Annotated in this window: 38 protein-coding genes; 34 read left to right on the plus strand and 4 right to left on the minus strand. The window is 41.7% G+C overall.

From position 1 onward, the window contains the following. Positions 1 to 95: 95 nt before the first annotated feature. The 9 genes from sleB (at position 96) to queA (ending at position 7,931) form a co-directional block, all read left to right on the plus strand. Positions 96 to 779 carry a spore cortex-lytic enzyme gene (sleB, locus tag AC6I1H_RS17405; protein ID WP_497738766.1) on the plus strand — a complete coding sequence of 228 codons (684 nt, stop codon included), beginning with the start codon at positions 96 to 98 and terminating at the stop codon, positions 777 to 779. Positions 780 to 1,050: 271 nt separating this feature from the next. Next, the gene (locus AC6I1H_RS17410) at positions 1,051 to 1,674 is read left to right on the plus strand and encodes a YigZ family protein (RefSeq protein WP_497738767.1); all 624 of its coding nucleotides are present in this window, start codon (positions 1,051 to 1,053) and stop codon (positions 1,672 to 1,674) included. An 83-nt stretch (positions 1,675 to 1,757) separates the two neighbouring features. After that, entirely contained in the window at positions 1,758 to 2,495 is a 738-nt protein-coding gene (locus AC6I1H_RS17415) for a YebC/PmpR family DNA-binding transcriptional regulator (protein WP_497738768.1), read from the plus strand. A gap of 78 nt (positions 2,496 to 2,573) precedes the next feature. After that, positions 2,574 to 3,137 carry a BofC C-terminal domain-containing protein gene (locus tag AC6I1H_RS17420; protein WP_497738769.1) on the plus strand — a complete coding sequence of 188 codons (564 nt, stop codon included), beginning with the start codon at positions 2,574 to 2,576 and terminating at the stop codon, positions 3,135 to 3,137. A gap of 66 nt (positions 3,138 to 3,203) precedes the next feature. Then, entirely contained in the window at positions 3,204 to 3,713 is a 510-nt protein-coding gene (gene ruvC, locus AC6I1H_RS17425) for a crossover junction endodeoxyribonuclease RuvC (RefSeq protein ID WP_497738770.1), read from the plus strand. 2 nt (positions 3,714 to 3,715) lie between these two features. Beyond that, positions 3,716 to 4,306 carry a Holliday junction branch migration protein RuvA gene (gene ruvA, locus AC6I1H_RS17430; RefSeq protein WP_497738771.1) on the plus strand — a complete coding sequence of 197 codons (591 nt, stop codon included), beginning with the start codon at positions 3,716 to 3,718 and terminating at the stop codon, positions 4,304 to 4,306. A gap of 14 nt (positions 4,307 to 4,320) precedes the next feature. Further along, positions 4,321 to 5,325 carry a Holliday junction branch migration DNA helicase RuvB gene (gene ruvB, locus AC6I1H_RS17435; protein ID WP_497738772.1) on the plus strand — a complete coding sequence of 335 codons (1,005 nt, stop codon included), beginning with the start codon at positions 4,321 to 4,323 and terminating at the stop codon, positions 5,323 to 5,325. Positions 5,326 to 5,409: 84 nt separating this feature from the next. Next, entirely contained in the window at positions 5,410 to 6,888 is a 1,479-nt protein-coding gene (locus AC6I1H_RS17440; protein ID WP_497738773.1) for a SpoIID/LytB domain-containing protein, read from the plus strand. 17 nt (positions 6,889 to 6,905) lie between these two features. Beyond that, a complete protein-coding gene (gene queA / locus AC6I1H_RS17445; protein WP_497738774.1) occupies positions 6,906 to 7,931 on the plus strand; it encodes a tRNA preQ1(34) S-adenosylmethionine ribosyltransferase-isomerase QueA in 1,026 nt (341 codons plus the stop codon). Between the two features lie 65 nt (positions 7,932 to 7,996). On the opposite strand, the gene AC6I1H_RS17450 is transcribed toward queA, so the two are convergent. The 4 genes from AC6I1H_RS17450 to AC6I1H_RS17465 all read right to left on the minus strand — a co-directional run bounded on the left by AC6I1H_RS17450 (position 7,997) and on the right by AC6I1H_RS17465 (position 11,462). Beyond that, the gene (locus tag AC6I1H_RS17450; RefSeq protein WP_497738775.1) at positions 7,997 to 9,733 is read right to left on the minus strand and encodes a recombinase family protein; all 1,737 of its coding nucleotides are present in this window, start codon (positions 9,731 to 9,733) and stop codon (positions 7,997 to 7,999) included. A 375-nt stretch (positions 9,734 to 10,108) separates the two neighbouring features. Further along, complete coding sequence (locus AC6I1H_RS17455; protein ID WP_149544196.1) at positions 10,109 to 10,456, minus strand: hypothetical protein; 348 nt, start codon at positions 10,454 to 10,456, stop codon at positions 10,109 to 10,111. Then, complete coding sequence (locus AC6I1H_RS17460) at positions 10,446 to 11,021, minus strand: hypothetical protein (protein WP_497738776.1); 576 nt, start codon at positions 11,019 to 11,021, stop codon at positions 10,446 to 10,448. Before AC6I1H_RS17460 ends, AC6I1H_RS17455 begins: the two co-directional genes overlap by 11 nt. A gap of 51 nt (positions 11,022 to 11,072) precedes the next feature. Then, positions 11,073 to 11,462 (minus strand): helix-turn-helix domain-containing protein, encoded by a 390-nt coding sequence (locus tag AC6I1H_RS17465; protein WP_497738778.1) that lies wholly within the window; start codon positions 11,460 to 11,462, stop codon positions 11,073 to 11,075. 134 nt (positions 11,463 to 11,596) lie between these two features. On the opposite strand from AC6I1H_RS17465, the gene AC6I1H_RS17470 reads away from it, so the two are divergent. The 25 genes from AC6I1H_RS17470 (at position 11,597) to AC6I1H_RS17590 (ending at position 25,067) form a co-directional block, all read left to right on the plus strand. Further along, complete coding sequence (locus AC6I1H_RS17470; RefSeq protein WP_149544193.1) at positions 11,597 to 11,848, plus strand: helix-turn-helix transcriptional regulator; 252 nt, start codon at positions 11,597 to 11,599, stop codon at positions 11,846 to 11,848. Positions 11,849 to 11,875: 27 nt separating this feature from the next. Beyond that, on the plus strand, positions 11,876 to 12,379 hold the full coding sequence (locus AC6I1H_RS17475) for a helix-turn-helix domain-containing protein (RefSeq protein ID WP_149544266.1): 504 nt from the start codon (positions 11,876 to 11,878) through the stop codon (positions 12,377 to 12,379). Further along, positions 12,376 to 12,525, plus strand: a complete 150-nt coding sequence (locus tag AC6I1H_RS17480) for a hypothetical protein (protein WP_162523462.1) — start codon at positions 12,376 to 12,378, stop codon at positions 12,523 to 12,525. Before AC6I1H_RS17475 ends, AC6I1H_RS17480 begins: the two co-directional genes overlap by 4 nt. Next, positions 12,522 to 13,181 (plus strand): DUF6273 domain-containing protein, encoded by a 660-nt coding sequence (locus tag AC6I1H_RS17485; protein ID WP_497738780.1) that lies wholly within the window; start codon positions 12,522 to 12,524, stop codon positions 13,179 to 13,181. The genes AC6I1H_RS17480 and AC6I1H_RS17485 overlap by 4 nt, the downstream gene beginning before the upstream one ends. Beyond that, complete coding sequence (locus tag AC6I1H_RS17490; protein ID WP_497738781.1) at positions 13,159 to 13,833, plus strand: transglycosylase SLT domain-containing protein; 675 nt, start codon at positions 13,159 to 13,161, stop codon at positions 13,831 to 13,833. Before AC6I1H_RS17485 ends, AC6I1H_RS17490 begins: the two co-directional genes overlap by 23 nt. Continuing rightward, the gene (locus AC6I1H_RS17495; protein WP_497738782.1) at positions 13,817 to 14,077 is read left to right on the plus strand and encodes a hypothetical protein; all 261 of its coding nucleotides are present in this window, start codon (positions 13,817 to 13,819) and stop codon (positions 14,075 to 14,077) included. Before AC6I1H_RS17490 ends, AC6I1H_RS17495 begins: the two co-directional genes overlap by 17 nt. Then, the gene (locus AC6I1H_RS17500) at positions 14,034 to 14,294 is read left to right on the plus strand and encodes a hypothetical protein (RefSeq protein ID WP_497738783.1); all 261 of its coding nucleotides are present in this window, start codon (positions 14,034 to 14,036) and stop codon (positions 14,292 to 14,294) included. The genes AC6I1H_RS17495 and AC6I1H_RS17500 overlap by 44 nt, the downstream gene beginning before the upstream one ends. A 4-nt stretch (positions 14,295 to 14,298) precedes the next feature. After that, positions 14,299 to 14,532, plus strand: coding sequence for a hypothetical protein (locus AC6I1H_RS17505; RefSeq protein WP_497738784.1), 234 nt, complete (start codon positions 14,299 to 14,301; stop codon positions 14,530 to 14,532). Beyond that, positions 14,526 to 15,146 carry a hypothetical protein gene (locus tag AC6I1H_RS17510; protein WP_497738785.1) on the plus strand — a complete coding sequence of 207 codons (621 nt, stop codon included), beginning with the start codon at positions 14,526 to 14,528 and terminating at the stop codon, positions 15,144 to 15,146. The genes AC6I1H_RS17505 and AC6I1H_RS17510 overlap by 7 nt, the downstream gene beginning before the upstream one ends. Before the next feature lie 5 nt (positions 15,147 to 15,151). Beyond that, a complete protein-coding gene (locus AC6I1H_RS17515) occupies positions 15,152 to 15,871 on the plus strand; it encodes a hypothetical protein (RefSeq protein WP_497738786.1) in 720 nt (239 codons plus the stop codon). 5 nt (positions 15,872 to 15,876) lie between these two features. Beyond that, complete coding sequence (gene bet / locus AC6I1H_RS17520; RefSeq protein WP_497738787.1) at positions 15,877 to 16,710, plus strand: phage recombination protein Bet; 834 nt, start codon at positions 15,877 to 15,879, stop codon at positions 16,708 to 16,710. Positions 16,711 to 16,813: 103 nt separating this feature from the next. Further along, positions 16,814 to 17,641, plus strand: coding sequence for a hypothetical protein (locus tag AC6I1H_RS17525; protein WP_497738788.1), 828 nt, complete (start codon positions 16,814 to 16,816; stop codon positions 17,639 to 17,641). Then, the gene (locus AC6I1H_RS17530) at positions 17,631 to 18,500 is read left to right on the plus strand and encodes an ATP-binding protein (protein WP_497738789.1); all 870 of its coding nucleotides are present in this window, start codon (positions 17,631 to 17,633) and stop codon (positions 18,498 to 18,500) included. The genes AC6I1H_RS17525 and AC6I1H_RS17530 overlap by 11 nt, the downstream gene beginning before the upstream one ends. Beyond that, complete coding sequence (locus AC6I1H_RS17535; protein WP_162523461.1) at positions 18,497 to 18,673, plus strand: hypothetical protein; 177 nt, start codon at positions 18,497 to 18,499, stop codon at positions 18,671 to 18,673. Before AC6I1H_RS17530 ends, AC6I1H_RS17535 begins: the two co-directional genes overlap by 4 nt. After that, on the plus strand, positions 18,670 to 19,095 hold the full coding sequence (locus AC6I1H_RS17540) for a RusA family crossover junction endodeoxyribonuclease (RefSeq protein WP_497738790.1): 426 nt from the start codon (positions 18,670 to 18,672) through the stop codon (positions 19,093 to 19,095). Before AC6I1H_RS17535 ends, AC6I1H_RS17540 begins: the two co-directional genes overlap by 4 nt. A 13-nt stretch (positions 19,096 to 19,108) precedes the next feature. After that, a complete protein-coding gene (locus tag AC6I1H_RS17545; protein ID WP_497738791.1) occupies positions 19,109 to 19,753 on the plus strand; it encodes a hypothetical protein in 645 nt (214 codons plus the stop codon). After that, positions 19,737 to 20,084: a hypothetical protein gene (locus tag AC6I1H_RS17550; RefSeq protein ID WP_497738792.1), complete on the plus strand. Its 348-nt coding sequence runs from the start codon at positions 19,737 to 19,739 to the stop codon at positions 20,082 to 20,084. Before AC6I1H_RS17545 ends, AC6I1H_RS17550 begins: the two co-directional genes overlap by 17 nt. A gap of 4 nt (positions 20,085 to 20,088) precedes the next feature. Continuing rightward, positions 20,089 to 20,844, plus strand: a complete 756-nt coding sequence (locus tag AC6I1H_RS17555; RefSeq protein ID WP_497738793.1) for a DUF5131 family protein — start codon at positions 20,089 to 20,091, stop codon at positions 20,842 to 20,844. Positions 20,845 to 20,863: 19 nt separating this feature from the next. Then, entirely contained in the window at positions 20,864 to 21,307 is a 444-nt protein-coding gene (locus tag AC6I1H_RS17560) for a DUF5651 domain-containing protein (protein ID WP_497738794.1), read from the plus strand. Positions 21,308 to 21,318: 11 nt separating this feature from the next. Next, entirely contained in the window at positions 21,319 to 21,879 is a 561-nt protein-coding gene (locus AC6I1H_RS17565) for an HD domain-containing protein (protein WP_497738795.1), read from the plus strand. 309 nt (positions 21,880 to 22,188) lie between these two features. Further along, positions 22,189 to 22,464 (plus strand): hypothetical protein, encoded by a 276-nt coding sequence (locus AC6I1H_RS17570; protein WP_497738796.1) that lies wholly within the window; start codon positions 22,189 to 22,191, stop codon positions 22,462 to 22,464. A 13-nt stretch (positions 22,465 to 22,477) separates the two neighbouring features. Next, positions 22,478 to 22,786, plus strand: coding sequence for a hypothetical protein (locus AC6I1H_RS17575; RefSeq protein ID WP_497738797.1), 309 nt, complete (start codon positions 22,478 to 22,480; stop codon positions 22,784 to 22,786). After that, positions 22,783 to 24,003 (plus strand): methionine adenosyltransferase, encoded by a 1,221-nt coding sequence (gene metK / locus AC6I1H_RS17580; protein WP_497738798.1) that lies wholly within the window; start codon positions 22,783 to 22,785, stop codon positions 24,001 to 24,003. The genes AC6I1H_RS17575 and metK overlap by 4 nt, the downstream gene beginning before the upstream one ends. Continuing rightward, a complete protein-coding gene (locus tag AC6I1H_RS17585; protein ID WP_497738799.1) occupies positions 24,000 to 24,386 on the plus strand; it encodes a type II toxin-antitoxin system PemK/MazF family toxin in 387 nt (128 codons plus the stop codon). Before metK ends, AC6I1H_RS17585 begins: the two co-directional genes overlap by 4 nt. 126 nt (positions 24,387 to 24,512) lie before the next feature. Next, positions 24,513 to 25,067 carry a hypothetical protein gene (locus AC6I1H_RS17590; protein ID WP_149544171.1) on the plus strand — a complete coding sequence of 185 codons (555 nt, stop codon included), beginning with the start codon at positions 24,513 to 24,515 and terminating at the stop codon, positions 25,065 to 25,067. Positions 25,068 to 25,080: the final 13 nt, after the last annotated feature.

Genomic DNA, 25,080 nt, shown 5'->3' on the forward strand with positions numbered 1-25,080 from the left:
GCATTTGCCAGAATACGCATTTTGTTTATCCAAAAAGCCCGTGGTATAATCTTTGTAACTCTTCTTCGGTCTCTGAAACTAAAGGAGGGGAAACCATGAGAAAAACTGTTGCAAAGGTTTTGCTGATTTTTGTGTTGTTATCAACACTTACACCAGTTGCCATGGCTGCCAGCCTCGGAGATCGAACGCTGATGATGGGCTCAACAGGAGATGATGTTGCCCAACTACAGCAACAACTAAATACACTAGGATTTTGGGCAGGTTTTGTTGATGGGATTTTCGGGCCTAAGACAGAAGCCGCCGTTAAAAGGTTTCAGAGTTCTAGAGGTTTGTGGGCTGACGGGATTGCAGGGCCCCAGACATTTAGAGCATTGAACGTTCATTCTTCATACCGAGGAACCACGGGAAGGTTTTCTCAAAGAGATATCGAACTTCTGACAAAGCTGGTTTATGCTGAAGCCAGAGGCGAGCCGTATACAGGTCAAGTAGCGGTGGCTGCAACGGTATTGAATAGGCTCAAAGACCCCAAATATCCAAAGACAATACCGGGAATAATTTTTCAAATAGTGGATGGTTACTATCAATACAGCCCGGTAGAAAACGGTCAAATTTACCTGACACCCGATGAGACTGCGAGAAGAGCTGTTATGGATGCCATAGCTGGATATGACCCTACAGGAGGAGCTACTACATTTTTCAACCCCAGTAAAACCAATGATCAATGGGTGAGATCAAGGACATATATTACCACTATTGGCAACCATGTATTTTCACGATAGAATAGGAAAAACAAAAAACTGAATAAAAAAGAGATGTGGCATTAGTTCCTGGTAGCTTAAGGGATTAATGCCACAATATATTTTTAAAGGAATTATCTGTTCTGCAAGCCCGGAGGGGAAATTACACTCTGCTGGATGACCTTGACATATTTCATCAGTGTAATTAATATTAAAGTAATAAATTTATATTGCTTTCTAAAGAGGTTCTTAGCTTGAAAAATAACTTTTCATTACTATTTGTGCCGCCAGCGGTAGCGGCGGAATGGAGGTTATGATGAATGATGAGTATTTTACAATAAAGGGACCGGCTCAGTATACCACAATAATAAAAAAATCAAAATTCATATCTAATGTCTTGCCTGTTGAAAACCAGGATGAAGCGGAAAAATATATAGACTCTCTTCGCAAAAAATACTGGGATGCCACTCATAATGTTTATGCATTTACCATTGGTTTAAATGATGAAACTCAAAAGTTCAGCGATGATGGTGAACCTTCAGGAACCGCAGGTAAACCTGTTCTTGAGGTTATAAAATCAAAAGCATTGAAAAATGTTCTGGTGGTAGTTACACGTTATTTCGGAGGAATTCTCCTGGGCGCCGGCGGATTGATAAGGGCATACAGTGAAAGTGCTGCCGGGGGTTTAAATGAGGCCGGAATAGTTAAAAAGATAAAATATGATATATATGAAGTGAAGGTGGATTACAACCAGCTAGGCAAGCTTCAATGGGAAATAAACCAAAAAGGCCTGATTATCAACGACATTAATTTTACCCAGGATGTTTTACTTAAAGTATGTGTTCCGGTAAATTCCGCACTTAATTTCAAAGAATTCATCATGAATATTACTTCGGGTTCTGCGAGTATGAAATGGTTAAATCAAGAGTACATGTGAAACTTCTTTTCAATAATCGCATTTTATGCTACAATTATTGTGGATTTTATGATGGGGATTATTAAGATTGGGGGAGAGAACTAATGTCAGGACACTCAAAATGGGCAAATATTAAACATAAGAAAGCAAAAGTAGATGCCCAAAAAGGGAAGATTTACACCAAATTCAGCAAAATGATTATTGTAGCTACGCGGGAAGGCGGACCGGACCCCAACGCAAATTCCAGGTTAAAGGACATTATTGAAAAAGCCAAGGAAGCCAACATGCCCAATGAAAATATTATGAGGGCTATAAAACGGGGCAGCGGCGAACTTGGCGGCGCAGATTATGAGGAAATCATGTATGAAGGTTACGGCCCCGGAGGAGCGGCAATATTGCTTGATATAATGACAGACAATAGGAATAGGACAGCTGCGGAAATGAGACATTTATTTGATAAACACGGTGGAAACCTTGGAGAGACAGGCTGTGTAGCCTGGATGTTTGATAAGAAAGGTTTGCTTATAATCGAAAAAAATGAGAATACGGATGTGGATAATATCATAATGGTGGCTATTGATTCCGGAGCAGATGATGTGGAAGAACAGGATGATTCCATTGAAGTAATTACAAGCCCGGAACAATTTGAGACCGTAAAAAAAGCGCTGGAAGAAAACAATATCAAAATTTCTTCTGCCGAAGTGACTTTCTTACCAAAAACAACTTTAACTTTATCGGCAAAGGAAAGCGAAAGTATGGAACGGCTGCTGGAAGCCCTTGAAGATCATGATGATGTACAAAATGTATATACGAACTATGAGCCTGCCGATAGCGAAGAATAAAAATTAGATAAATATTGTATATTGTTACAATAATTAGGGCATACTACTTTTCCGAAGGGCTAGTAAGGAGGAATAAGTATGCCCAAAAAATTGTTCAGTTTTTTAATATTGTTTATAATTTTAATGGCTGCAGGTTTCATTACAGGATATATAAAAACTTTTATTTCGTTGCGAGAAAATCATACAGGTATCAATCAGACGGAAAATATTGACAATCACGATGTGAGCAATATACAGGAAATAAAATTAAAACCTGGAGCGAAGATGATTTATGTCACTTTTTATTCTGGGTGCGGCCACGAGACAAGGGAGGAGAAAACTGCGGAAGACAGATTCACAGGTTTTACAAAAAAGCAGCTTGAAAAAGAGTTAGAAGATTGGGAAATAGAAAGTTTCACGCCAGATGAAGTCATATTAAAAAAGCAGGTAGACGGAATTTGCGGTGATCACTATTATATCGGCTTGAGTGACGGATATGTGACGCTTTTCAGAGGTTTGCCCGGAGAGCGATCCGAAGTTGTGGAAAAAACTGAAATATTGGCCGATACCCTGCGGGAAGAAGACCGCGCCATGCTTGAAAAGGGAATTATTATAAATAGCAGGGAAGAATTTTTGAAAATCCGTGAAGGCTTAACAAATTAGTCATTTGTATAAAGATAAAAAAAGGAAATCACCCTTTAATGTAGAATAACATTAAAGGGTGATTTTATGTTGATTATGGGGATAGACCCAGGCATAGCTGTAAGTGGTTACGGCCTGGTAAAAAACAACAAAAACGATAGTAAAACGGCAATTGAGTATGGAGTATTGAAGACAGAGCCAAATATTTCTATACCTAAACGATTGGAATATATATTCAACGGATACATGGAATTAATAAAAAAATTTAACCCTGAAGCTATAGCTATAGAAGAACTTTTTTTTAATAAGAATGCCAAAACCATAATAACTGTAGGACAGGCACGCGGAGCAGCACTTCTGGCAGCTTCTCTGATGAATGTCGAAGTTTTCGAGTATACGCCACTGCAGGTAAAACAGGCTGTGGTCGGCTATGGCAGAGCTGGAAAACTGCAGATTCAGGAAATGACAAGAATTATTTTGGGTTTAAAAGAAATACCCAGGCCAGATGATGCAGCAGACGCTCTCGCGGTAGCTTTATGCCATATCAATTCATTTAAATTGCAAAATGTAATTAATAATAAAGGTAAGAGGGAATAAAAATGTTGGATTATGTAAAAGGCATACTTGTTTCCGCCGAACCCAATTGTGCCGTCATTGATACGGGAGGATGGGGATTCAGGTTGAACATTTCTATTCATACATATAACAATATAAAGTCACATCTTCACACACAAGTAAAGCTTTATACCCATTTAATCATAAAAGAGGATGCGATCGACCTGGCAGGATTTTACGATAAAATAGAAAGAGAAGCCTTTCTTCTTTTGACTAGGGTTCCGGGAATCGGTTTGAAAGTAGGTATGTCAATGTTATCCTTGCTGGATGTGTCTACATTGAAATCGGCAATTTTATCGGACAATACCAGTGTTCTTGCTTCTGTTCCCGGTGTTGGCAAAAAAACAGCCCAAAAAATCATTATCGATTTAAAAGACCGAATTAAAGACTTACCGATAAACTCACAAAAGGATGTTGAATTTAACGTTCTTTACGAAGTAAAGCGAGCATTGGAATCACTGGGTTTCAAACCTAATGAAATTCAGACGGCGCTGGATAAATATTCAGCGAGTGATATTTCTGGTGAAAGCGTTGAAGAAATCTTGAGAAAAACTCTCAAAAAACTTTCAAGATAAGGGAATGATAACAAGTGAATGACAGGTTTTTATCTCCTGCCATAAAAAGCTGTGAAGAATTGGAATTTGAAAGGGATTTGAGGCCTTTAACTTTCGACGAGTATATTGGCCAGAGGCAGGTAAAAGAGAATCTGCAGATTTTTGTGAAAGCCGCATTGATGAGACATGAAGCTCTTGACCATGTGCTTCTATATGGTCCCCCAGGTCTTGGGAAGACCACTCTGGCCTATATAATTGCTCGCGAATTGGGTGTAAACATAAAAATTACGTCAGGTCCTGCCATTGAACGCCCGGGCGATCTGGCTGCGATTCTTACTAATCTTGGCGACAGAGATTTGCTTTTTATTGATGAGATACATCGCCTTCATCCGAGCATAGAAGAAATTTTATATCCCGCCATGGAAGATTTTGCGCTGGATATCATGATAGGAAAAGGCCCCAGCGCCAGATCAATGAGACTTAACCTTAGTCCTTTCACTCTGGTGGGAGCTACCACAAAAGCGGGGCAACTTACCTCCCCTTTGCGGGATAGGTTTGGAGTAAATCTTAGGTTGGAATATTATAACAAAGAAGATATTGTGGATATTTTAATTAGGTCAGCCAAAATTATGAATGTAAATATAGAAACCGAAGCTGCGGAAAAAATAGCCGTATGTTCGAGAGGCACGCCAAGAATAGCTAACAGACTTTTGAAACGTATAAGGGATTATGCACAGGTAAAAGCTGACGGTGTAATTACATTGAAGGTGGCAGAGGAAGGCTTGAGGCTTCTGGATATTGATTCATACGGCCTTGATCAAAATGATCGAAGGCTACTTCTTGCTATCATCGACAAGTTTAACGGCGGCCCTGTGGGGATTGATTCGTTGGCGGCGGCGCTCAATGAAGAAACTTCAACAATAGAAGACATATATGAACCTTACCTTATTCAACAGGGTTATATTTTCAGGACTTCTAGAGGCAGAATGGTTTCAGACATGACTTATGAACGTCTTGGTAGGATTAAACCGCAGAGATGAATTGATTCCAATGTCAAAGCGATATGACCGATGATGAGACTCTCATGTGAATATTCAGCATTGAAACCAGGAGGTATGATTTTCTTGAAAAAAGTTCTTTTTATTCTTTTTTTATTTTTATTTATTAGAAGTTCAAATTATGTTTACGGTTATGAGGCTCTTGTTTTTGATTCACCTGTACGGGTGGGTTTATTTTACAATGAAACCGCACTCGAAACATACGACTTATATTGTCAAGGCGGATTTATTTTAGGCTTTAAACATGGAAAAAACTATGAGCCAATTATTGAAATTGGCGATAAAAATATCAAAATCTCAAAGATAAATGCTGAGGATTTTGTACCGATAAAAGAAAATTTGGGGAGTATGCAAGAAGCTGAGAAAATTCTTGAGAATCTGGCAGCCAAAAACGAAAACGGCTATATTTTTTACAATGGAAATTGGTCTATATGGATGAAGGATCAGGCAGGCGGTTCAAATAATATAGGAAATTGCGTAACAATAACTACATCGACATTTCCGATCATTCTTCCGCTCAACATTGAAAGTCCGGTTTATTTTTCACCCCGGAATGAACAAGATGTTATTTCTGTCGACGGGCACAGGTATCGGGGATTAATTGAAATTGTGCCATCACCGGATAAAAAAATTACTGTTGTAAATGAACTTGAAATAGAGGATTACCTTTACGGAGTGGTGCCCCTGGAGATGCCTTCAAATTGGCCTCTGGAAGCATTGAAAGCGCAGGCTGTGGCTTCCAGGACTTATGTGATATATAATCTTTCAAAATGGGAAAAGTATGGGTTTGATGTCAGCGCAAACACGATAGACCAGGCTTACGGTGGTTATGATGTTGAAGATGTAATGTCTAACAAGGCTGTGGAAGAAACAAAAGGCCAGTATATTACGTATAATGGCAAGCCGATTATGGCTCTATATCATGCCGACAGCGGAGGCATTACGGAAGACGGTAAAGATGTATTCGGATCTGATTTGCCTTATCTGAAATCAGTGGAAGATTCCTTTGATAGCGACTCGCCCTATGCCGCATGGGAAGCATGTTTTTCCGCAAATGACATCAGTGAAAAAATCGACAAAATAGATGCTTCCGTGGGTGAAATTGAAGATATTTCAATAATTGAAAAAACATCTTCCGGAAGAGTAAAAAAGATTATGATTTTGGGAACATTGGGAAATAAAATTCTGTCCGGTTCGGAGATTAGAAGCATACTACAGTTAAAGAGCACATTATTTTATATTCAATGCGAAGGCGCAAACGTTTTTGCGATATCATACGGCGACGATATTCATAAAGTTTCTCTTAAAAACCGGGTTGTAATATCCAGAACGGGACTTTCCAGTATGTCGACTCAGAATGCTTTTGTGACAGGTGAAAGCGGTATTAAAGAAATATCTTCAGCAGGGGATGATTACGATTTTTACGGCCGCGGATGTGGCCACGGCGTAGGTATGAGCCAGTGGGGAGCCAGGGGTATGGCAGAACAGGGGTATAATTATAAACAGATTTTGCAACACTATTACAAAAATGTCGAGATCAAGTAATAGAAAGAAGTGCAATCATGGATTTAAAAGAATTTTACTATTATTTACCGCAGGAACTTATTGCCCAGGAACCAATAAAAGACAGGTCCCTGTCGCGTCTTTTGGTGCTGGATAGGAATACGGGTCATATAGAACACAGGATTTTTGAAGACATATTGGATTATCTTAATCCCGGTGACTGTCTTGTTTTAAATAATACCCGAGTTATTCCGGCAAGGCTGATAGGCATAAGGAAAGATACGGGAGGAAAGATAGAGTTTGTTTTATTAAAAAAGGCAGGAAAAAATTTGTGGGAGGTTCTTGTTAAGCCAGGAAGAAGGGCTAGATTAGGTTCGGAATTTGTTTTCGGGGACGGCCGGCTCAAGGCAAGGGTGATGGATATTACTGATGAAGGAGGTAGGATCGTAGAGTTTTTTTATGAAGGTATTTTTGAACAGTTACTGGATGAATTGGGTCAGATGCCACTGCCGCCTTACATAAAGAAAAAATTGGAAGACAGGGAACGATACCAGACTGTATACGCTAGGGAACCGGGTTCGGCGGCAGCCCCGACAGCAGGACTTCACTTTACCAATGAACTGCTTGAAAAAATAAGGCAAAAACAAATCAATACGGCATTTATAACCCTTCATGTAGGATTGGGAACTTTCAGACCGGTAAAGGCCAGAAGGATAGAAGACCACAGGATGCATGAAGAATACTACGAGGTTAGTTCTGAAGCTGCTGAAATTATCAACAAGACCAAAGAAAATGGGAACAGAATAATAGCTGTAGGTACCACATCTACCAGAACATTGGAAACAGTGGGTGATATTGATGGAAGGGTAAAACCACAAAGCGGCTGGTCGGGAATTTTTATTTACCCTGGGTATAAGTTCAAAGTTATCGATGGTCTCATAACCAATTTTCATCTTCCGGAATCTACCCTGATTATGCTGGTTTGCGCCTTTGCGGGCAAAGATAAGGTATTTAAAGCCTACGAAGAAGCCGTTAAAAAAAGATACAAGTTTTACAGCTTCGGGGACGCAATGCTCATAGTTTAACAGATTTTTTCCAGAGGATATAGAAGCCCGAAAGCCCTTATACCAAGCGGTATAGGGGCTTTCTGCTATTCTTCTGATTTGTATAAAAATCTGTGTTCCAGACCATTTTTGAAGCGAATTGATACGATTTTGCCGTTTTTTATACAAAAGTTTTGAACGATAGAATTGAGGAAATCCTTGACTATTTTAGGGTCAATTTTGCGTATGAACTTCTCGTAATCGATATGCCTTTTATCAGTCAATTGCTGTGACATAATGAAGTAGCTTGCCTTTGCCATAAATTCTTCATCGGAAAGTGTAAAGTGCAGAGAGCTGTTTTTTTCGATTTCCTCAAGACGTTTATCAATCTCTTTGATAGAGTCTTTGAGTTTCTTCTGTTCCACCAGGTAGTCCTTCTCCGATATTGCTTCTTCATCGTAAAGGTATAAGCTTTTTAGTCTTGCAAGAGCACGTTCTTTTTTGCGTTTTTCCGATACAAGCAGGTCCCTTTCTCTGTCTTCGCCAGATGAATATATGTCAGAAGATACGGCGGGAGTAACATAGTCCACGCTTGTAGTTTTGCCTGCACGGAGAGAATTGTATAGTTCCTCCAAGCCTGGCCTATCGATATGTTCCACATCTGAAAAGGTATCACCACGCAGCAGCTTTTTCTCCAGCACTTCAATGGAAGTAGTTTTGCCGAAGCTACGCTGGGCCTTCATCATGTTAGCAATATAGTTCAATACAAATGGGCCAAGGGTAATATCGGAAATGTATTTGTTTGGGCAGTCATTGAACCGACGTTTTCTTGAGCATGAATATATAGACGGTCTCCACCCGTCGGACCTCGCACGGTCAACAGTACTGGGCATTCCGCTGCCACAATATCCGCATTTAAGCAGTCCGGCAAATATATGGATGTTCTTCCTGGAATATGTCTTGCTTGAATTTTTCCGGTTCCGCTGGTTTTCTGATAGATATTCGCTCACTCGAATCCATTGCTCCTTTTCAATGATAGCTGGGTGGTGGTCCTCAATTAGTATCCACTCGCTTTCAGGTTTTACATTGCTTCGCTTTGACTCTCTAAGGTAGTTATATCTCATCGTACCTATGTAGAACGGGCTTTTCAGTATAATAGATACGGTTACTGGGCTCCATGTGTTTCCTTTCCTGGTAGGTATGCCTCTCTCGTTTAGATTTTTTGCTACCTTAAGCAACGAACGTTCCTGTTCATAGTAGTTATACATGAATCTGACAATCTCTGCTTCATTTTTGTTAATTGAAAATACGCCGGTCTCCTCGTTATAATCGTATCCGTATGGTATCTTACCTCCGTTCCAAAGACCATTTCCAGCCCTTGATAACATAACAGCAGAAACACGCTCTGATGTCATGTTTCGTTCAAGCTCTGCAAAGACCAGGATTATCTTGAGCATAGCCTCGCCCATAGCAGATGAGGTATCGAATTGTTCGTTTTTACTGACGAATGTAACGCCAAGTTTTTTGATTTCATCATACATGGCTGCGAAGTCAAGAAGATTACGGCTTATGCGGTCAATTTTCCAGACAACCAGGTGCGTAAATTCGCCGGTACGCATCCTTGCCATCATTTGTTGATATGCTGGTCGGTCCGTATTCTTTGCAGAATAACCTGCGTCCTCGAATATCTCGTAAGAATCGATGCCCAGAGCATATTTTGTATAGTTGGTTAAATCCTCCCTTTGAAGAGGAAGGCTATCCTTATCAATTTGCCAGTGCGTTGAAACTCTAATATATAACGCTGCTTTTTGTTTATTTAAAGTATCTGATAATTTTCTTTTCAATTGCTCAACCTCCTGCGTCCTATGGACAGTCCATAGGACAATCCATTGGACTGTCCATGTGAACGTCCATATAATAATCCGAAGACTGTCACAGAATTTTTCATCATTACACGTTAAAAATGGCAAAGATGAAAATTTATGCTTTTATGAAACATATTGATAAATCAACACTTTCAGCTTTCGTCCGCTGGACAGTCCATAGGACAGTCCGTGTGACAATCCTATGTAACCATCACCATCACCAGTACCATTACCATATAATATATATTTATATAAATATATAGCGTCCATAGGACAGTCCATAGGACAATCCATGTGACAACTAAAGAAAGCAAAGAGAAAGCCCTACCTTATGGCAGGGCGATTTTTGTTCCCTCAAAACAATTGTTGCATGATTGCTTTGTAGACTTTATCGTCTGCCTCAATCAAGCTTCTCTTTCCATCTTTGAATTGAAGTGCTATGTAATACGCTCCTTTTGTTTTAGCACTCAATCCTGCAAGAAGTCCGACAGGTCCAAGAAGAAGTCCTCCAACAGCAGCCCTGCCAACTGCGCTTGTTGCGCTCTTTTGATGTTCCTCGTCCAAAACCTCATACGATTCCACTGTGTTTTTATCGATGTTGATAGACTTAAAAAGGCCGGTCGTTATGAATGCTGTTCCTCTTACCTGGGAAACAGCTTTGCCCTTGTAGTCGCCGGATACCACCATGTTTTTAGCTCCCATTTTTGCATACCTCCTCGATTTTATTTGCCAACTCCCCATAATTTGCTTTTACCGGGTTAAGTTTAATGAGGGATGACAAAGTTATAGAAATCTGCTCACCACAAGCATCGTCAAGCACTTTTGTAGGAAGAATATAAAACTCCCATTGCGTTAAGTCAAGAGGATTTGAGGAAGATTTCTCTTTACACGCAAAGAGACAGAAGACGTAAATATCGGATTGACGAACTATAGTATCACTATACCCGCTGTCAGAAGTCCATGAACGTGAAGGACGTATACTAAATTGAATCCTGGATAACTTACTTTGCTCCCAGGATTGAAGGTATGCTGACGATTTTACCTCAATCCTGTAGCCGGATGGAGATAACAAGTCAAAAGATTCCCAGTCACGCCTGCAAGTTGAAAAATCAACGCCGAGAGCTGAACCAACAATAAACTCTGCAAGTGCCCCACGAAGAGTATTATTCAGCAAATCAGATGAGCTCCAAGACCAAAAATCACTTAAAAGCAAGCCTATTGGCATACCGTCATATGTAAAATGTTCATTACCTGTTAGCATTATCATGGTCCACACCCTTTACACCGAAATCAACGTGTATGATATTACCTTCTCGCATTATACTGCTCCGCTGTTTTTGCTTTTCTTCTCGTCTGGCAGAAAGTGTGAAATGAAGCCCCTTTCCTCAGCAGTCATGTAATCTTCCAATATGCCCCAAATAAGTTTGCGGTCCCTTTCGGACGCTTTATTATAGCATGAAGTGAGAAGACGCAGTTCTGGATTACGCTCTTCTTTGTAAGCGGAGACTGAAGCTAAACCAAGGAGGTAATCAACAGAAACGTCAAGAGCCTTCGCTATTTTTACCACGATGTCGATATTTGGTTTATGAACTCCATTTACATACCGAGAGATAGTAGCTTCGGTGGTGTTTGCTGCATCAGCAAGCCACTTCTGGTTTATACCCCGAGCCTCCATAATCCGGCTCAACTTTTCACTGAAATTTATCAATATATCACCCCTCTTACCATATTATTGCAACATTACGGATTTGTAAACATTTCTTACTAAAATTATAATTTACATATTGACACTTACCACAACGTAAGTTAGAATGATGATAAAGAAACACAGGAGGTGAGAGCATGAAAGCTTTAGAGCTAAAGCTGGCACGCATGAGGAAAAGGCTTAGCCAGCAGGATATGGCAGATGCTATAGGCAAATCCCTTGTATCGTACTCAAAAAAGGAACGGGGAGAAGTAAAGTTTACACCGGAAGAAATTACGATAGTATCTGCCAAGTTGGGACTTACGATGGAGCAAACAAACGATATTTTTTTTGACAACAACTTACCGTTTCGTAAGTCGGAGGACGAAGCCTCTCCTCAACTGCCTTAATTGTATCGCAGAAAGAAGGTGAAAAGAATGGAATGTGGCTGCATGAAAGATAGTGAAAACATCTATCTTCGCTGTAGAAAAGATGCTGCAAAATACAATGAAAGGCTTAAAAGCAGGGAGAATGCTGCGGAGTTACTGGGAGTGTCGGTTTCATCACTGGCAAATTACGAGCTCGGAGTAACAAAGGTAATACCACCGGATGTAATTATCATGATGGCAGACCTTTACAATGCTCCTCAGCTTAAAACTATATATTGTGCGAATGAATGCCCGATTGGGAAAGGGGCTCCGATAGCTACAGAAGTTAAGAGTATTGAGCAGGTGACAATTAAGCTTTTGAAAAGCCTTTCTCCCGAGAAGATTGATGAAATCAAGGAACAGCTTGTTGATATAGCGGAAGATGGAGTTATCGGCGACGACGAAAAACCGGACCTGGCGCAAATAGTTGAGTATCTTGATTATCTCATCAAGGCAGCCGGAGAGCTTAAGCTCATAAGCCAGAAGGTTCTCGGAAAGGGGAGGGGGGAATGAGCAGGATAGATGAGATTAGAGAAATTTTGGAAAAGGAGTTTGGAATAAAAACTGCGGAGGAACTGAACGAGGCTATTAAAAAAATGAAACCCATCGACATTGGATTGTTCGTTTCTCCACTAAAAAAAGAGGAGGCAATAGCATGAAAGCAATGTTAAAAAATGTTGAAATCGGTAAGACGGTTTTTTACGGAGGAAGAGAGGTTATGGTTCTTGACCACCAAGATGGAAAAACTCTCGTGCTTTGCAAAGAATCCATAGGAGACATGCCTTTTGACACTGACAACTGCAACGATTGGAAGAAAAGCTCGCTTCGCAAATACCTCAATGGAGAATTTCTGAACAGTCTTATAAAGACCTCGGATATGGAGAGGGATATCGAAGTAGCAGAAGTTGACCTTACGGCAGATGACGGCCTGACTGATTACGGAACAAGCTATGACAAGATTTTTTTACTGACTTGCGACCAGTACCGTAAGTACAGAAAATTAATTCCTAATTTGGATGATTGGTGGTGGCTTGCAACACCTTACAGCACAGCATCAAACGGATACGCCCACAGCGTGCGCAACGTCTGCTCCGATGGCGGCCTCGACTACAACATCGCCTACTGCGGCAACATCGGTGTTCGGCCCGCTTGGTTTCTTAAATCTGATATCTTGGTATCTGATGAGGAAGAAGAAAGCGGGTGCGCATGTATTGTTTCCGAAAGGACATTGGAGTCGTACAGCACAAGACAGCTCTTGGAAGAGCTTATCAGAAGAGAAGGGTTAGAAAAACATGAGGACGAGGAAGAGGAATAGACGAACGAGTCTTAGGCCGCGCTTTATCGTCCTGCTTGTTTTTTCAATGGCTGCATCGATTGCAGTTACATCACCTAAAGAAACGGGAAATGCGGTTCTGATAACAGAAAACCCTGAGACGAAAACAGAAAAACAGCTTTATATAACAGAAACCAATGAATCCGTACCGGCATTGGAGGTAGTAGAAGCTGATGAGACAGAAAATGAAGGGTTTATCCTCTACGATGTGCCGCTTGATGCAGAACTCCAGAAATACACCTACGATATTTGCACTGAAAACAACGTGGATTACAAAATGGTACTGGCAATGATGGGACAGGAAAGCAGCTACCAGGAAGATGCAATAAGCAAGACCAAAGATTACGGTATTTTGCAGATTAACCAGATTAATCATAAGTGGCTTAAAGACAAGCTCGGCATAGAAAACTTCCTGGATGCAAAACAGAACATATTGGCCGGAGTTTACATGCTGGCTGACCTGACAGATAAATACGCAGACATTGATAAAGTTTTGATGGCTTACAACTGCGGAGAATCAGGTGCCCAGAAGCTTTGGAAAAAAGGAATATACAGCACAGAATACAGTCGGAAAATCCATCAGTTGATGGATGAGATGACGGAGATGGAGGAAGCAAATGAAAAGATGGATTAAAAAAAACTGGCTTTACATAGCTGCGGTGCTTGCAGGAGCAATACTAACTCCTTATGCAGTACAGATTGCAGCAAGGGAAAGAGGATATAGCGGAGCATTCGGAGGAGAGTTTCTCGTTATACCGTTGTTTATCCTCATAGTTCAGCTTGGGTATAGCATTAAAGATATGTTTGATGGCTTTAAGGAGGTGAATGTAAGTAATGAGTTTGGAAGAAAGGCTCAAGCAGGCGAGGATATACGCTGAGGAAAAGCTCGGATTCAAGGTTCCGGAGGATGAATACCAAAGCATACTGGCTTATGCAGTAAGGAAATTAGGCTATATCAAGAAAGACGAAGATTACCTGCCATTGCTGCTTGAGACCGAAATTACAGACTTCTATATGAGACGATACATCAACATGCAGTCAATGCTCATTATGACTCAAAGGGAAAATTCAGAAATGATGACGGTGAGGGGGTGAGAAAATGTGTTCTGTATGTTTGCAAATGCCATGCCATCCAAGATGTCCAAACGCTCCGGAACCGGTGGCGGTTTATAACTGCTCGAATTGCGGAGAAGGGATTTTGGACGGAGATGAATACGTCGAAATTGACGGCGAGTATATCTGCATGGACTGCCTCGATAACATGACAACCAAGGAATTGTTAGAAACATGCGGGTATGAAGTTGAAACGGCGGAGGTGGATTGCGGATGGTAGATGTTACGTTGCCAAAATTTCCTGAACTGACCTTTGAGCCGAAGAAGCACATCTATAAGCTCAACGGCATCTACATACCGAGCGTAACCACAGTAATGAGGCCGTTATCCAACGAATTTTACAAAGATGTCGATGAAGATATCCTCAACGCAGCGGCAGACAGGGGAAGGGCGGTGCACAACGGTATTGAAAACTATGTCAAGTTTGAAATTGAGGATATTGCTCCACAGCACAGAGGGTACTTTGACGGATTCCTTAAATGGATGGCTGATTTTAAGCCAATTCCTATAGAAACAGAATGCAGAGTTTATCACAAGTATCTCAGGTATGCAGGCACGGCTGATATGCCGTGTGTAATCGGCAAAAACCTGGTATGCGTAGACTTCAAAACGTCGGCAGAAATAAACCGGATGCTGACGGGAGTACAGCTTGAAGCATACTCCAAAGCTTATGAGAGTCATGGAGTCAAGTTTGACGAGAAGGCCATCGTACATCTGAAAATCGATGGGACCTACTCAATGGAAAGGTATAAAGCTAACGATAGCGAAAGCTGGGAGGTTTTTGGTGCGCTCCTCACAATCTGGAACCATCAACAAAAATATAAACGGAGGTAGAAATTATGAGTATTTCAGCAGTTAAAGAAGAAGTCGTGGCCGTACTTCCCACGACGGTAACACCGGACGAAAAGAAGATATCGAAAGAGGTAACGGCAATCGAATTCCAGGCAGAATCCATCATCATTCAGGATGATGCAGATTACCAGCAAGCTGCCGAGTTTGGGAGGACTATAAAGCAGAAAGCGGCTGAGGTAGTCGAGTTCTTTAAGCCAATGAAAGATTCGGCATACAAGGCTCACAAGGAAATATGCGACAGGGAAAAGATGATGCTGACACCTCTCAAGAATGCAGAGAACATCCTCAAGAAAACAATGAGTGCATATGCGCTGGAACAAGAAAGAAAGCGTAAAGCCCTGGAAGAGGAAATGCGTAGAAAGGCAGAAGAAGAGGCTAACAGGAAAATTGAAGAGGCAATAGCCCTTGAGGAACAAGGAAAAATCGAAGAAGCAGAAGCTGCTATGCTCGATGCCCAGATAACAGACTCGGTTGCAAGAGGAGCAACCCTGGTAGTTGAAAAACCGAAGGCGGAAGGAGTTTCCGTAAGTAAGGACTGGGAAATTGTATCGATTAACGATGCGATAGTTCCCCTCAAGGTAGCAGGAGTAACCATAAGGCCGGTTGACGAGAAAGCAGTCATGAGACTCATCAGAGCGTCAAAAGGCACGGTCAGCATCCCTGGGGTAGTCTACAAAGAAACTGCAAAAATGAGTTTTAGGAGGTAGTTCATATGTCCAATAGTTTGATGGTCAAATATGACACAGCTTTTGGAGCCGTTGAAATTACGGCGGAAGATGTAAAGAAATACCTGGTAAGAGGCGGAGGGAATATCACAGACCAGGAAATCAAACTCTTCCTGGAATTGTGTAAGTACCAGAAGCTCAATCCGTTTGTTGGAGAGTGCTATCCTATCAAGTTCGGAAATGACTTCCAGCTTGTAGTCGGATATGAAACCTACAAGAGAAGAGCGGAAGAAAACCCGACATACGCCGGAAGAAAGTCTGGAATAGTCGTTCTTCGTGGAGACCAGGTAGTGCAGAAAGAGGGTACATGCCTCTATCCAAAAGAGGAGCTTATCGGCGGGTGGTGCAGAGTATTCCGCAAAAAGAATGGCGAGATTGAAGAGACTTACAAGGAAGTCAGCCTGAAAGAATACGATAAAGGCCAAGCCAACTGGAAAACCAAACCTTGCACAATGATTGAAAAGGTTGCGGTTTCACAGGCACTGAGAGCAGCTTTCCCTCGTGATTACGAAGGACTTTACACGGTAGAGGAAGCGGGTCCGGAAGGATATGTAGATGCTGACTACCATGTGGTTGAAGAAGACGAACCAATTACACAGGAACAAAGGCAGCAAATGTTCGCACTTGCTCAAGCGAATTTTGGAAAAAAGAAAGGCAATGAGCTGATAGCATCACTGATAGCGGAAGAAGGTTTCCAGTCCACGACAGGAATGCCGACATCGGTTTACAAGAGAGTGATGGGAAAAATCCAGGAAGCCATCGACAAAGCGAAGTCCGGAGATGAGTCCCCAAAAGATGAGGACAAAGGCAATGAATCCTAATAATGAAACAAGCAGGGGGACCCTGCAACGTCCCCCTGCTTCATAAAGGAAGTGAGGTTGAATGTAATGAGCAAGTCCTATTTAAAGGCAGGCGATAACTGTAATGGGTAGATACGCAAATATACATTCTGGCATCTGGACTGACCAAAAAATACCTAACTTATCACTTGAGGAAAGATTATATTTTATTTATTTACTCACCTCGCCACATTCAAACATGATAGGGTTTTATAGATTACCACTCATGTATGCTTGCTATGATATGAGAGTTGATGAAAAACAAATAAAAAAATGGAACGATAGCCTTATTAAAGCGGAAATGATAGCTTACGAATACGCTACCGATATGGTATTGATACTGAATTATCTCAAGTACAATCCTATACTGAATATTAAGCAAGCCAAAGGAGCGTTAAATCAAATAAAAAATTTGCCTCATAACGGACTATATAACAGATTCCTACAATGTATTGATAAGTATGCAAATGAATATCGTGACCTATTCGATACCTTATCAATACCCTATCAATACCCTATCGAAGATACAGGTACAGATACAGGTACAGGTACAGATACAGGTACAGGTACAGAAGAAGAAACAGATACAAATTCGCCGTGTGTAAAAACGCAAAAAAGAGTTGAAAAAATAAAGTATGCAGACTACGTAAGCATGAAGCCGGAAGAGTACCAAAAGTTAGTTGATGAATACGGAGAGCAGTTTACAAAAGCTTGTATTCAGAAGCTTGATTTTTATAAAGGCTCGAAAGGGAAGACCTACAAGGATGATTACCGAGCTATTCTTTCCTGGGTGGTAGACGAAATCAAAAAGACGAACCCTGGACTTATTCAGCAGGCAAGCAAACCGGAAACTCAGAACGGAGGGAACCCGTTCGCAAAATACAAGAGAGGAGGCGATAACGATGGAAGTTAGTTACATACTGGGGTCTGTTATAGGAAAGGCGTACGAAAACCAGCCCAAACGTGATGATGACTATATCGGTAAAGACGGCCTCCTTTACTGTGGAAAGTGCAGGACTCGCAAGCAGCAAATTATCTCTCTTCCGGACAATCCTTCAAAGACGTTCAAAGTTCCAGTTATGTGCAAATGCCGAGAGGAAGAGTACAGAAGAGAACAGGAGGAAATGAGAAAGCGGGAGGAGATGGAACGGGTTGCACGGCTTAAAGGCAATAGTCTTATGGATGAGAAATTCAGAAGCACCACCTTTGATACGTTTGAAGTTATAAAAGAAAACGCCAAGCTTTATAAGATGTGCTTAAGGTATGCAGAGCACTTTGATGAGATGATGGAGAAGAATCAAGGGTTGCTCCTTTACGGGCCTGTAGGAACGGGAAAAAGCTTTGCTGCTGCTTGCATAGCAAATTATCTGCTCGACCGGATGGTTCCTGTGGTAATGACATCGTTTGTGAAGATACTGCAAAGCGTTCAGTTTTTCTCAGGAGAAGACGAAGAACAGAAATTTATAAACCGGATGAATGAAGCAAAGTTGCTTATCATTGACGACCTCGGAGCCGAACGAAACACAGATTTTGCCCTGGAAAAAGTTTATAACATCATCGACAGCCGTTACAGAGCAAGAAAGCCTCTCATCCTTACCACGAATCTTTCCCTTATGCAGATGCAGGAAACCGCGGATATACGGTACTCAAGAATCTACGACAGGATATTTGAAATGTGCTATCCGGTTGAGTTTAACGGTCCTTCCTGGAGGAAGGAAGAAGCGGCCAAAAGGTACGATGAGATGACTAAGTTTTTGGAGGGAGAGGCGTGAAGATAAAGATATTTATGGAAGCAGACAGGTTGACGGTAGCGGCCATCCTTGTGAAAAACGGTTATACCGTACGGCAAGGCAAAGAAAAGAGGACCAGCACGGGTAAGAGCTATGATTACTACCTTGAAACACTGGACGATGAAAACGCAGGAAGGGAGGATGATAAAGAGTGAAGGTAAGATTTACGGTCCTGGGTGAACCGCAGGGGAAAGGAAGGCCGAAGTTCAGCAAGCGAGGAGACTTTGTAGTCACCAGGACACCGGACGAAACAGTTATTTACGAGAATCTTATTCAGACGGAATTTTTAAGACAATGCGGAAATGTGAGATTCAACGATAATGACTATCTTGATATGAGAATTATGGCCTACTACTCGATACCTTCCAGTGCAAGCAAAAAGAAGCGACGGATGATGATTGAAAAAGAGATAAGGCCGACTAAAAAGCCGGATGCAGACAACATCATCAAGGTAGTAGCGGATAGCCTCAACCAGGTAGCATACAGGGATGACTCGCAGATAGTGGACACGATGATAAGAAAGTATTACTCAGAGCAACCAAGAATTGAAGTGGTTATTCAGACCACGAAAGAATAAGGAGGATTATATCATGAATCAGCAAAACGTATGGGCTTTAACGCTCAGCAGTGACACATTCAATGCTCTCAAATCGGATTTCGACCAGGTATTAAGAAAGACTCTCACCAACATGGAGAACAAAGAGAGTGAACAAGCAGAGCTTACAGTTAAACTGAAAATTTCACTCATGAAAGAACAAGCTCCAAACTTTGATTCGTTAATCCCAGGCGCACAGAGAGAAGTAATCAAACCTAAGTTTGACCACAAAGTAAGCTCGGTAATGCAGATTAAAGACGAGAAAACGGGAACCTTAAGTGGCAATTATGAGTTAGTTTGGGACGGAGAGCTCGGACAATACGTAATGAGGGAGATAAAAGACCCTCAGCTTAGCATCTTTGAGCATGACAAAGAGGTTTATGATGAGGATGCTCTTAAAGGCAGGAAAGTCTTAAGCATTACTGGCTCAACAGAAGAATTTGTAGACGCAGATTACAGAATAGTGGATGAGGATATGGAAGAAGACGAAGATGACAGCAATGATACTGAGGACGAAAACTTGCCTGACGATGAGCTGGAAGATGACGAAACGGAAAACGTTCAGGATACGGACGAAGATTTTTACGACGGATATCAGTACGACAGTCCGGAGGAGGAAGACGATGGAACTGCTATTTAAGGCTGTACAAGCAGAAATAGATAGGGAACTGCAAAGGGCGGAAGTCAAGTTTGGACCTAAGAACAATTCCCCTCATGAATCCTATGCAGTAATCAAAGAAGAACTTGAAGAAGCAATGGATGATGCAATGGAAGTTGCTATACATCTTGAGAGGTATTGGGATGCAGTGAAAACAGACGACAGAGATGAGCAGAACAGTATCCTTTTAGACCTTAAAAGAATAGCTGCACTGGCAGCCTGTGAAATGATACAGGTAGCAGCTATGGCTCAAAAGGCTCTCAATGGATACGAAAAGCAGAAAAATTACGCTGTAACGGGGACTGGGAGGTGAGAGAATGAACGAAACAAAGATTGAATGGTGCGATATGAGTTGGAATCCGGTAACAGGTTGTTTACATGACTGTGAATACTGTTACGCAAAAAGGATAGCCAATAGGTTTAAAAGACCGTTTGAAGCAATAATGTTTGAGAACGCAATTGAAGAAAGCGACAGGTTATTTGAGGTTGATAAGAAGGATGTCAAATATCCATATCCATTTGCATTTAAGCCTACGTTTCATACATACAGGATTAACGAACCGAAAATAAAAACAAAGAGCAGGACGATATTTGTATGCTCGATGGCAGACCTTTTTGGAGACTGGGTTCCGGAAGAATGGATATTAAAGGTGTTTGATGCTTGCAAGGCAGCCCCACAGCATAAGTACCTGTTCCTCACAAAAAATCCCAAACGTTATCTTGAACTTGAAAAGAAGAGACTCCTTCCCTGGGAAGATAACTTCTGGTTCGGAACAAGTGTAACAAAGCCAGATGATAACTTTGCATGGTTCAGAGAAAAGAAATTCCACTGGTTCATATCTATGGAACCGCTACTTGAAGGAATAGATATTACTACTGGATCAGGGGTAATTTTACCGGAGTGGGTAATCATCGGTGCAGAAACAGGAAACAGGAAAGGCAAAGTAGTTCCTGAACGGGAATGGCTGAGCAAAATCGTTGAAGACTGCCGGACCTACAACATTCCGGTATTTATGAAAAACAGCTTAAAACCTATCTGGGGTAAAGACATTATCGCTGAGTATCCTTGGTAAAAGGAGGGGATGTGGGAAAATGAAAACCTACATGAACCGAATTGATAGAGAACACCATTTGATGATGTTAGTTACATGGGATTACCTGGGAAATTGGCTGGAAAAAACGAGCTGTCTTACCACAGAAGAAAGGAAAAGGATAAAAACCGCTGCTACTCATCTACTACATGCCAGCGACAGCATAGTAGGAAGACTTGAAGTAGACTATGCAAAGAAATTGATGAGGGATGCAAAAAACACCGAAGTCAGGATAGTTGACAGAGTAAACGAGAAGCTGGGGAGGACCGAGGAAGGAAGGTATATAGAAATTGAGGATTTGTACGACCTTGCCAGCTTCTCCTTAAAAGAATGTGTCGGGTGTAATAAAACAAATCACAAAGAGTGTGAGCGGTACAAGCTTTTCATGAAACTCAACATACCGGTAGCCCAAGAGCAGACAGACGGTTGCCCATATGAGAATTAAGGGGGATAGATATGAAAGACAAATTTATAAGTATATTCGAGGAAAATATTCAAAGAGATGGCTCAACTGAGCTTCTTAACTGGCTTAAAAAGTCGGATTTCTTTACAGCACCGGCAAGTACCAAATACCATCTGAGCAGAGAAGGCGGATTATGCGAACATAGCATTCATGTTTATGAAAGGCTGCTCAACTATGTGACCCGTGAGATGATAGACGTTTCCATGGAGACTATTGCGATATGCGGATTGTTGCACGATGTTTGCAAAGTTGATTTTTATAAGACGGAGCTTAGAAACGCAAAGGATGAACACGGGCAGTGGGTTAAAGTACCGTATTATACGGTAGAGGATAAGCTCCCATACGGGCACGGTGAAAAGTCGGTATACATAGTAAGCGGTTTTATGAGGCTCTCCAGGGAAGAAGCAATGGCTATCAGGTGGCACATGGGAAGTTTCGACGACTCTGTAAGGGGAGGAAGCTACACCCTGAACAATGCATTTGAAAGGTATCCACTTTCACTGATGCTTCACATAGCAGACCTTGAAGCTACTTACCTGGATGAAAAAGAATAAGCCATGAAGATAGAAACGTACTATATGTGCCCTGTATGTACTCGGCAATACGAAACGTACAGCGAAGCGATTGAATGCCGAAATAGTCATCCTGTAGTTAAAAAGCAGATGTATTATTGTGAAGCATGCGGACAAGGCTGGAACCCAGATGCAATTTGGGGAGCAAAAGGAGCAGCAGACCGAGCCAGAAAATGTGAACAGGAACATAGAGACAAAGGAGAATTTGAAGAAGTAAGCACTCGAACCTTCTTTCTAAGCGGAGGAAGGCACGGTAAATACTACGGACCTTAGTCAGATGGAGGAAGTGGGTTGAACATGTATTATGGACGATGCTTCCTCTGCGGTGAGTGGGGGCTGCTGGAAGAACATCATATCTTCGGGGGAGCTAACCGGAAGAAATCAGAAAAATATGGTCTTAAGGTAGGACTCTGCGGAGATAAGTGCCACAGGAACGGGAAGAAGGCAGTTCACCGGTGCGCTGAAACAGCCCAAAAGCTCCATGAATACGGGCAGAGGAAGTACATGATTGAAAAAGGAGCTTCTATTGAGGAGTTCATAAAGGAATTTGGAAGAAATTATTTATGAGGAGATGAAGAAGATGTCAACGATTGAAAGGGTAAAAGACAAAACAGAAGGTCCACTGGATGGAGTATCTCTGAATGCCTATTGCGTAGTTACAGACTTTGGCAATCAGGGAGGAAAGGTGAAAATCAAAAAGCAGAAAGTGCATCCGTGCAACATCAAAGCCAGCTACGAAATAGGCACAGTATCCTTCTCTGTAAGAAACAGAAAAATAATGGTTGCTGTAAGACTTGATGAGTTAATGGAGGTATTAAAAGAAGCTTCACTGGCTGCTATGGAAACGAGAGAAGAGAGCAAGAAAAACAACGGGGAGGTAAAACAATGAGAAAGCTATTTACATCAGAATCGGTAACAGAAGGACATCCCGATAAAGTGTGCGACAGGATATCTGACGCAGTGCTTGATGCAATACTCGAAAAAGACCCATACGCAAGAGTTGCCTGTGAAACAGCAGTAACTACCGGCATGGTACTTGTTATGGGGGAAATATCCACGGACAGTTACGTGGACATTCCTGGGACTGTCCGTAGGACGTTAAAAGAAATCGGATATGACGGACCGGAAGCAGGGTTCGATGGAAACACGTGTTCCGTATTAACGGCCATAGACGAACAAAGTCCAGATATAAGCATGGGGGTTATGGGTTCCTTAGAGGCAAAAAACGGAAGCACAGACGAAATGGACATACTGGGAGCGGGGGACCAAGGAATAGTTTTCGGGTATGCGTGCAATGAAACTCCTGAGTATCTTCCACTTCCAATTGTTTTTGCTCATAAACTGGCATATAAGCTATCCCAGGTGCGAAAAAACGGAACAATTCCCTTCATACTTCCGGATGGGAAAACTCAGGTAACAGTGGAATATGGAAGCAATGGGGAACCGATAGGAATTGATACTATTGTTATATCAACACAGCATAAACCTGATGTGAGTCAAGAAGAATTAAAAGAAGCTGTTATTACGCACGTGCTTGATGAAGTTGTAGATGAATACATTGAAAAACTCGGACTAACGGGCAAAAACGTAAGTTTATTTATCAATCCCACCGGACGTTTTGTAAAGGGAGGACCTGCCGCAGACAGTGGATTAACCGGCAGAAAAATCATAGTGGACACCTACGGAGGGTTGGGAAGGCACGGAGGAGGAGCATTCTCCGGAAAGGACCCAACGAAAGTAGACAGGAGTGCCGCATACATGGCGAGATATATAGCAAAGAACATTGTGGCATCCGGATATGCGGATAAGTGCGAAATCCAGATAGCATATGCAATAGGCGTGGCCGAACCGGTATCAGTTTACGTGGATACTTATGGTACAGGAAAGAAAGTTGATGACCTGACTCTTACAAAGGCAGTATTGGAATGTTTCGATATGAGGCCAAAAGCCATAATTGACAAGCTTGACCTGAGAAGACCAATATACAAAAAAACCTCTGCTTATGGGCATTTCGGGAACATCATAGGAGACGAAGACCGAACCTGGGAAAAGACAGATATGACTATAAGCTTTGACGAAGCGGTAAAGCAGGTAATAAGAAGATGACAGACGCAAACGTTCAGCCGAGAAGAGGAGATATATTCATGGCGGACCTCACTCAGCATAAGATAGATTCCGTATGCGGAGTAAGGCCGGTGCTTATAATCCAGAACGATAAGGGAAATCTCCACAGCACAAGCGTAATCGCAGCCCTTATAACAAGCAAGCCTAAGAAATATCTCCCGACACATGTAAAGCTCTATCCTGATTGTGGTCTTCGGAAGAAAAGCATCGTTCTCTGTGAGCATATAATCACTCTGGAGAAAAGTATGCTGAAATCCTATATAGGAACTGTAGTAAATACCAAAGCAGAGAAGCAGTTGAACCGAGCCCTCAAGGTTTCTCTCTCCCTCGACCCCGAAGGGGGAGAGGGGAGGAAACCGAGGTAGGGGGAGGAAAAAGGAAAGGCCGCCTCCACCGTGTTAACGACTTAGCGGCCTATAATCTATTCGACAAGAATATTTTACCAGGCTCGCAATCAAAAATCAATATAACGGTAAGAGGGGGTTAAAGGCATGAGCCAAAAGAAATATAAAAAATTAGACCACGAGACCATAAAGGAAATTACTGATATTGTAATTGAAAAGTATAAGGAAGAAGCTGAGAAAGAAAGAAAGGCACGTTATGACAAGAGACTCAGAAACACCAAAATGCTGCTTAGAAATTTCAGGGAGTTATCAGAACATAGCGAAAACGCAATCTACGAAGCAGCACAGGTTCATGACGAAAGCCTTGCTGAAATCCTTGAAATAATGAGCGGAAATTATTTCGGGAAAGAAGAGCTTTATATAGACAGCATCAAAAAGAGTTCGGCAAGAACAAGAATCATCATTGAACACGTAAAAGAGATGATGAGAATATACGAGTCGTACTGCATGAGGTCACAAAAGCCGGAAGACAAACGCAGATATAGGACGGTTTGCAGCCTATACATAGACGAAAACCCCAAAACTGTGCAGGAAATTGCAAAAGAAGAGGCCATTGATGAAAGGACAGTTTACAAGGATGTTGACGCCGCCTGTGAGAAGCTGTCGGCCTTGATATTTGGCGTTGAGTGGCTAAACCGATAGGAAAAATTATTCA

This window comes from Biomaibacter sp. TOL (assembly GCF_059717795.1).

Coding starts and splice junctions, on each gene's coding strand:
- sleB (WP_497738766.1), top strand. CDS start 96: ATGAGAAAAACTGTTGCAAAGGTTTTGCTGATTTTTGTGTTGTTATCA.
- AC6I1H_RS17410 (WP_497738767.1), top strand. CDS start 1,051: ATGATGAATGATGAGTATTTTACAATAAAGGGACCGGCTCAGTATACC.
- AC6I1H_RS17415 (WP_497738768.1), top strand. CDS start 1,758: ATGTCAGGACACTCAAAATGGGCAAATATTAAACATAAGAAAGCAAAA.
- AC6I1H_RS17420 (WP_497738769.1), top strand. CDS start 2,574: ATGCCCAAAAAATTGTTCAGTTTTTTAATATTGTTTATAATTTTAATG.
- ruvC (WP_497738770.1), top strand. CDS start 3,204: ATGTTGATTATGGGGATAGACCCAGGCATAGCTGTAAGTGGTTACGGC.
- ruvA (WP_497738771.1), top strand. CDS start 3,716: ATGTTGGATTATGTAAAAGGCATACTTGTTTCCGCCGAACCCAATTGT.
- queA (WP_497738774.1), top strand. CDS start 6,906: ATGGATTTAAAAGAATTTTACTATTATTTACCGCAGGAACTTATTGCC.
- AC6I1H_RS17455 (WP_149544196.1), bottom strand. CDS start 10,456: ATGGGAGCTAAAAACATGGTGGTATCCGGCGACTACAAGGGCAAAGCT.
- AC6I1H_RS17460 (WP_497738776.1), bottom strand. CDS start 11,021: ATGATAATGCTAACAGGTAATGAACATTTTACATATGACGGTATGCCA.
- AC6I1H_RS17470 (WP_149544193.1), top strand. CDS start 11,597: ATGAAAGCTTTAGAGCTAAAGCTGGCACGCATGAGGAAAAGGCTTAGC.
- AC6I1H_RS17475 (WP_149544266.1), top strand. CDS start 11,876: ATGGAATGTGGCTGCATGAAAGATAGTGAAAACATCTATCTTCGCTGT.
- AC6I1H_RS17480 (WP_162523462.1), top strand. CDS start 12,376: ATGAGCAGGATAGATGAGATTAGAGAAATTTTGGAAAAGGAGTTTGGA.
- AC6I1H_RS17485 (WP_497738780.1), top strand. CDS start 12,522: ATGAAAGCAATGTTAAAAAATGTTGAAATCGGTAAGACGGTTTTTTAC.
- AC6I1H_RS17490 (WP_497738781.1), top strand. CDS start 13,159: ATGAGGACGAGGAAGAGGAATAGACGAACGAGTCTTAGGCCGCGCTTT.
- AC6I1H_RS17495 (WP_497738782.1), top strand. CDS start 13,817: ATGAAAAGATGGATTAAAAAAAACTGGCTTTACATAGCTGCGGTGCTT.
- AC6I1H_RS17500 (WP_497738783.1), top strand. CDS start 14,034: ATGAGTTTGGAAGAAAGGCTCAAGCAGGCGAGGATATACGCTGAGGAA.
- AC6I1H_RS17505 (WP_497738784.1), top strand. CDS start 14,299: ATGTGTTCTGTATGTTTGCAAATGCCATGCCATCCAAGATGTCCAAAC.
- AC6I1H_RS17510 (WP_497738785.1), top strand. CDS start 14,526: ATGGTAGATGTTACGTTGCCAAAATTTCCTGAACTGACCTTTGAGCCG.
- AC6I1H_RS17515 (WP_497738786.1), top strand. CDS start 15,152: ATGAGTATTTCAGCAGTTAAAGAAGAAGTCGTGGCCGTACTTCCCACG.
- bet (WP_497738787.1), top strand. CDS start 15,877: ATGTCCAATAGTTTGATGGTCAAATATGACACAGCTTTTGGAGCCGTT.
- AC6I1H_RS17525 (WP_497738788.1), top strand. CDS start 16,814: ATGGGTAGATACGCAAATATACATTCTGGCATCTGGACTGACCAAAAA.
- AC6I1H_RS17530 (WP_497738789.1), top strand. CDS start 17,631: ATGGAAGTTAGTTACATACTGGGGTCTGTTATAGGAAAGGCGTACGAA.
- AC6I1H_RS17545 (WP_497738791.1), top strand. CDS start 19,109: ATGAATCAGCAAAACGTATGGGCTTTAACGCTCAGCAGTGACACATTC.
- AC6I1H_RS17550 (WP_497738792.1), top strand. CDS start 19,737: ATGGAACTGCTATTTAAGGCTGTACAAGCAGAAATAGATAGGGAACTG.
- AC6I1H_RS17555 (WP_497738793.1), top strand. CDS start 20,089: ATGAACGAAACAAAGATTGAATGGTGCGATATGAGTTGGAATCCGGTA.
- AC6I1H_RS17560 (WP_497738794.1), top strand. CDS start 20,864: ATGAAAACCTACATGAACCGAATTGATAGAGAACACCATTTGATGATG.
- AC6I1H_RS17565 (WP_497738795.1), top strand. CDS start 21,319: ATGAAAGACAAATTTATAAGTATATTCGAGGAAAATATTCAAAGAGAT.
- AC6I1H_RS17575 (WP_497738797.1), top strand. CDS start 22,478: ATGTCAACGATTGAAAGGGTAAAAGACAAAACAGAAGGTCCACTGGAT.
- metK (WP_497738798.1), top strand. CDS start 22,783: ATGAGAAAGCTATTTACATCAGAATCGGTAACAGAAGGACATCCCGAT.
- AC6I1H_RS17585 (WP_497738799.1), top strand. CDS start 24,000: ATGACAGACGCAAACGTTCAGCCGAGAAGAGGAGATATATTCATGGCG.
- AC6I1H_RS17590 (WP_149544171.1), top strand. CDS start 24,513: ATGAGCCAAAAGAAATATAAAAAATTAGACCACGAGACCATAAAGGAA.